The organism is Cupriavidus phytohabitans (genome assembly GCF_000426345.1).
Classification (GTDB): domain Bacteria; phylum Pseudomonadota; class Gammaproteobacteria; order Burkholderiales; family Burkholderiaceae; genus Cupriavidus.
Window position 1 is genome coordinate 1 of the sequence record NZ_AUFE01000152.1, and the last position, 5,560, is coordinate 5,560.

Sequence of the window (5,560 nt, forward strand, 5' to 3'; positions counted from 1 at the left end):
CTAGGCACTGGGTCTTTGGTACGGAGACTGGCAGAACGCTCGGCTCGGGAAAGCCTGAACTCCTGCTGTTGTATGACATCGTCAGCACGCCAATCCGGCGGCACCGGAAAATCAAGGCTGCTGCCAACCCCTTCGACCCGCAGTGGGAAAGCTATTTCGAGGAGCGGTTAGGCCTCGCGATGATGGACTCGCAGAAGGGCCGAACACGGCTTATTCGGATGTGGCTGGATCAGGAGCGGACGTGCCCTGTCTGTCGTCAAGCGATTACGAAGTCTAGTGGATGGCGTCTATTCCATCTGGAACGCGTGATCGACGGCGGCACGGACGCGACCCGCAATCTGGCGATGCTGCACCCGGACTGCCATGGGATTGCGCGTGGCCGTCGACTCTCAGTTGTGAAACCGGCTCCAGCGATGGGGCTTTGAAAGGCTTGAGCGAAATGCGGGGAAACTCGCACGTTTCGTTCTTAGGGGGCCGTACCGCAGCAATGCAGTGCGGCTACCCGACTTTGTGCAAAATCTTACGGTTTCCCCGCAAAGCCTTTCTTTATAAGGCGCTCCGGGCAAAGCAGACAGCTGCCTGCTACCCTCAAGTGACTTCGGGAGTACCATGTCCGCCCGCGATTTCGGATCGTGTCACCTGGATGGGGGCGGAAGATGCCGGGCTTGGAATTTCGTTATGTGGGAAAAGACAGCTTGCCTTTCAAGATCCGCTTCCTGAAGGGCCTCGGCGCGCATACTTGGGCGTTTGATGCCATTCCGATCGAGAAACAGCGCGCCTGTGGCCAGCGTATCCAGGCTCGCCGTCCCGTTTTCGCTGTCAGGGGAGTACAGATGCGGATTGGTCGCCAGTTCTCAGGCGAGGTCCAGTTGGAGTTCCTCACCGGGCGTCCGTACCTGGTACCCCATCGCCCGGTAGCCACGCTGGCGCCGTTCCCACATGCGCAGCAGCGCGGAATGGCCGGCATCGACATAGTCCAGCACCCGCACGCTCGACTTGGTCGCGTGCTCGCGGTGCAGCCGGCCGGCATACTGCTGCAGCGTGCCCTTCCAGGAAATCGGCATTGCCAGCACCAGCGTATCCAGAGCCGGATGGTCGAACCCTTCGCCAATGAGCTTGCCGGTCGCCAGAACAACCCGGGGCACATCGTCGGCGAGCGCGTTCAGCGCTACGAGCTGCGCGGCGCGCTCCTTTCTTGCCAGGCGCCCATGCAGCACGAACAGCGGCTGCACGGAGGCGCCAAGCGCTTGCCGAAGGTTCTCCAGATGGTCCGTCCGCTCGGTCAGCACCAGCACCTTGCGCCCCTGCCGGTATTGCGCGGTGATGTCCGCGGCAATCCGTCCGGTGCGTTGGACATCGTTGACCAGACGTCCGAAGACGTCCTGGATCGGCGCGTCGGCCGGCATGTCGACGGCGGTCGTGAGCCGGTGCGGAAACACCTCGAGCACCTGCGGCGCACCCGGGGCCAAAGGAGCCACATGCCGGATCGGGCCGCATAGCATGAACATCACCGGCTGCTGGCTGTCGCGCCGCACCGGTGTCGCGGTGAGCCCCAGCACATAGCGCGCGTGAACGGCCTTGAGCACGGCTTCGAAGGAGTCGGCCGACACGTGGTGGCACTAGTCGACAATGACGTGCCCGTAACGCCGCAGCCAGTCGCCGCGTGGGCCGTCCGGCGACACCGACTGGAACATGGCGATATCGATCTGGCCGGTGGGCCGCAGCTTGCCTCCGCAAATCGTGCCGAGGCAGCGCGGCTCGAGCGCAAGAAATGTCTGCAGGCGCTCGCGCCATTGCTCGAGCAGCTCCCTACGGTGCACGAGGACGAGCGTATTGGCGCCGCGTCGGGCGATCATCGCGGCCGCCGTCACGGTCTTGCCAAAGGCGGTTGGCGCATGCAGGATGCCGGTGTCGTGCCGCAGAAGGTCCGCGATGGCAGCCTGCTGGTCGGCACGCAACGTGCCGGCGAACGACACCGCAAGCGGCGCCCCGGCGCAGCGCTCGTCGCGCAGGTCGCAGGCGATGTCATTGTCGCGCAACAGCGCCAGGACATCGTCCAGACAACCGCGCGGCAACGCCACGTGGCTCGGAAAATTCTCGGCGCGGCCAACAATGCGCGGGATGTTCCAGACGCTGACGCCGCGCGCCTGGGCCCGGTAAAACTCCGGATTCTGAAACGCGGCCATCCGGATGAGCCGGTTGAGCAGCGTCTGCGGAATCGGCGCCTTCTCGAAGTAGAGCTGGTTGGCGAGCGTCAAGGTCAGGGACGCCGGCATCGGTCCGCTCAGCCGCCCGGGCCGGACTGGTGGCGGTTTCCAGGGTTCGGCCTGGTCCTCTTCGGCAATGAAGGCGACATCGAGCGGGTGGGCGCCGCCGGTGGCGCGGAAAATCACGCCCTCGATATCGCCACCGTGTATGGTTTGGATGGACGCTAGGTAATCCCACTGATCGGCATAGGGCTGGAAATCGTCATCGACGAACACGCTGCAGCCACACTCGCGCGGCTGCTTTTGCAGTGGCAACGCAATCAGGTTGCCGAAGCCGCCCTTGGGCAGCACGTCCTGATTCGGAAAGAGCCGGTCGTAGGACGACAGTTCCAGTTGCCGGCTGCGGGCACAGGTGTGACTGAGGATCGCTGAGCCCAGCCGTCGCGCATCGCGTGCGGTGACCGCTGACGTGAAGAAAATCCAGACATGGGCGCCATTGCGCGATCGCGAAATCTCGAGCGATACCGGAACTTCCAGTTCACGACAGGCCTGACAGAAGGCACGCGCATCTTCGCGCCAGCCGTCCTTGTCAAAATCGACCGCAAGAAAATAGCAGGCGCCATTCGGCAGCAACGGATAGAGGCCTACCGTGAGTTCGCCCGTCAGATGCCGCCGGATTACCTGGTCATCCAGCGGTAGAAACACGCGAGGATGGCATTCCTGACAATTGCTTCGATGATGCCTTTCGCAAGGACCAGTATGCTGGCCTACGCACGCTGGCGCATAGCCAGGCAGGCCCGTCTTCCGGCTTTCAAAGCGGATGGCATAGACATCTGTGCGACCCCGGAAACGCTGCCGGAACAACTGCACCTTTTGCTTGGGCGAGAGCGTGACTGTGTCCTGGGTTCGTGCCGGCCTGTGCCGCTCTGTCTGCGCGGGTTCGACGGCCAGTGGGTCATGTGCCGGCACTAACGCGGCAAGCCTGGCATTTTCTGCTCGCAAACGTGCCACCTCGGCGAGCAATTCCTCCCGCGTCAACTCCTTCAAGACTTCGTCCCGCTGCTTCATCTCACTAAAGGTGTCATCGGCATCACCCTTCGTCGGTCAATACCACCGACTTGGCGCGATTGATCGGTTCGAGGATGAAGCCGTCTCGTGCAGCCGGTTCATAGGCACGGCTCTGATTACAAAGATTCAGGGCTTCAGGTACAGCTTCATCGACCGCCTCGGTATTGATATCCATCACGTCACCTTTCGTCATCAGTCTCTCGCTCCTGGACGTTCACCCGGTATGGCCCAGCGCCAGGTAGTCCTCCCTGTTCGGGGACGGACTCAAGCCGTTCGAGGTTGCGCAGATCCTCCTTGCGTTGCCGCACGCGCCGCTCGTAGCTTGCCTGATTCTTGGTGCAGATCAGACTGTAGGGTCTTCCGACCCTGCTTGTGGCGCAATCTACATCGCAACCATGTACGGTGATGGCGCTCTCAACATGGCGGCGATCTTTCTCGGCGGCCTTGAATACCCACTCCCTGCGCGTGGGATCCACCAGGAACCGGCCGAGCCCGGCGCAATGGGCGCAACGGCAGAGGATTGGATTCGCCCGCGCGAAATCCGGCGGTGGTGCCAATGGCGGGGCAATACGGATGCGCAGATGTGCCAGAGCGGCGCTACGCAGGCGCTGCACCGATGCGCTCTTCACTGTCGGTCCGCGTTCGCTCAGCGTCAGGATGGCCGGGACCACAATGGCGTCCAGGTCAAACGAAGCCGGATACGCCAGGACATGCCCCACAACAAGGTCGGCCAGTAATGGCGCGTCAATGCGCGCGAGGGCCGTGAGCAGATCTTCGATCAGGCTTGGCGTGATCGGATCCGGGGGAAGGAAATGGTCGGGTCGGGCGGAGGTGCGTTGCCCTGTCAGCGTTTGGACGAGTGTCGTGGCTGCCGGGTGAAGAAGTACAGGAGAATTTCCGAACTGGTCACTTTCGCCGATCCGCGCCAGTAGACCGGCGCAGGCACCGGGCATCATCTGCGCGTTCCAGGCGATGATCTGTTCCACGAGTTCGGACGCCCGCTGCGGCAGGAGAAGGCCGGCTGCGCGCGTCAGTGCCTCGTTCTCGCTGCCGTGATACATCCACTTGGCCGGCATGATGTCCAGCAGGGTGTCGAGGTGCGCGGTGTCGCGTAGCTGCGTTAGGCTCGCCACCATGCAAATGACCTGGTCCCCGTTACCATAGTAACCACGCGATGCCGGCCAGTCGCGCAGCATGTAGCCGGCGAGCGTATGCGCATCGTGCCATTGGGGCGAGGCCTGACTCTCCCCACTCTGTTCCCAACGAGCGGCCAGATCACTCAGGTACGGCAGGGTCACGCCCAAACCTGCTTGATGAATCACGGCAAGTCGTCGCGTCCGGGGCCATAGCACAAAGGCCGCCCGCCGGTAGGTCCGCTCAAAGGTCGCGCCCTCGTTGCCGGTGGCCTCGTGGAAATGCTGTTCGTCAGGCTCCAATTCGTCGAAGCTTCCCGGTGGACAGAGTTCGTCTTCCTCGAAAGGCAGGGCAGTGATGGCCGGCTTGCTGCCATCGGGCTGCCGCCAGTCCGAGATCGTCAGCGTCCGCTCGATGAGTTCGCCGATCTCGAAGTCATCGTCGTATCCATCCTCATCGTCCTCATATCGGTCGCGGTACCATCGGCTTCGTCTGCGCGAGGCATAACCGGTATATTCCGCGGTCCCCGTTTCCTCGATCGACACCAGCGCCAGGTGAAGGTCGCACTCAGCTTCGTTTGCGGCGCGAATGAGTACACCAGCGGCGGCGGCATCTGCATTTTTCAAAGCGTCAAATGCCAGTTCTGCCGGCGTATAGGCGTGCTCCAGCGGATAGATCAGCTTGTTTGGTGAGTCGTCATCGGGCGAATCCTTGTTTGCGACCCAACGCCGCAGCAGCGCCGTGATCACTGACAGTTCGCCGCCATAGTCCGGTGGCGCGGAAGGCTGGCGCCGGCCAGCGCGGGCCAGGTTGTTAAGGCTACGCTGAATAAGCTGCTGATTTTTTGTGGAGCGGTTCGACGCGGAGCCTATTCGCTTTGAAAAATGGCTCTGATGACGAGATTTTGGCTTGCTGCGCCCCCCAACGGGGTGTGTTGGCGAGGCGCTCGCCCCGCACTCGCCCTTTATGGGCGGACTGCTCCCATCAGATGTCCTCGGCTCAGGTAAAGATTGGCCAGCGCCAGGGCCGTGAAGGCCCGGCCGGCATTCTTTTTCAGGCCGCGGTAGCGGACTTTGGTGAAACCCCACAGGCGCTTGACCACGGCAAAGACATGTTCGATCCGGGCACGGATCTTCGATTTGTTTCGGTTC

Annotated in this window: 6 protein-coding genes; 1 reads left to right on the forward strand and 5 read right to left on the reverse strand. The window is 62.5% G+C overall.

What is annotated here, in order from left to right; all coding sequences use genetic code 11:
* A partial coding sequence (locus K309_RS38670) for an HNH endonuclease (RefSeq protein ID WP_035878823.1) occupies positions 1 to 425 on the forward strand: 425 nt, incomplete at its 5' end.
* A 429-nt stretch (positions 426 to 854) separates the two neighbouring features.
* On the opposite strand, the gene K309_RS43555 is transcribed toward K309_RS38670, so the two are convergent.
* From K309_RS43555 to K309_RS41180, 5 genes are all read right to left on the reverse strand, one after another.
* Positions 855 to 1,610, reverse strand: coding sequence for a DEAD/DEAH box helicase (locus K309_RS43555; RefSeq protein WP_232232625.1), 756 nt, complete (start codon positions 1,608 to 1,610; stop codon positions 855 to 857).
* Positions 1,611 to 1,619: 9 nt separating this feature from the next.
* A complete protein-coding gene (locus K309_RS43560; protein ID WP_232232626.1) occupies positions 1,620 to 3,275 on the reverse strand; it encodes a TOTE conflict system archaeo-eukaryotic primase domain-containing protein in 1,656 nt (551 codons plus the stop codon).
* Between the two features lie 22 nt (positions 3,276 to 3,297).
* Positions 3,298 to 3,468 carry a hypothetical protein gene (locus K309_RS42245; protein WP_156914536.1) on the reverse strand — a complete coding sequence of 57 codons (171 nt, stop codon included), beginning with the start codon at positions 3,466 to 3,468 and terminating at the stop codon, positions 3,298 to 3,300.
* Positions 3,455 to 5,158 carry a 2OG-Fe(II) oxygenase gene (locus K309_RS38680; RefSeq protein ID WP_198030911.1) on the reverse strand — a complete coding sequence of 568 codons (1,704 nt, stop codon included), beginning with the start codon at positions 5,156 to 5,158 and terminating at the stop codon, positions 3,455 to 3,457. Before K309_RS38680 ends, K309_RS42245 begins: the two co-directional genes overlap by 14 nt.
* A 215-nt stretch (positions 5,159 to 5,373) precedes the next feature.
* Positions 5,374 to 5,560, reverse strand: a 187-nt coding sequence (locus tag K309_RS41180) for a transposase (protein WP_156914537.1), incomplete at its 5' end; no start/stop codon positions are given.

Excerpts from the sequence above, each read along its gene's own strand:
- K309_RS43560 (WP_232232626.1), bottom strand. The coding sequence starts at position 3,275 with ATGAAGCAGCGGGACGAAGTCTTGAAGGAGTTGACGCGGGAGGAATTG.
- K309_RS42245 (WP_156914536.1), bottom strand. The coding sequence starts at position 3,468 with ATGACGAAAGGTGACGTGATGGATATCAATACCGAGGCGGTCGATGAA.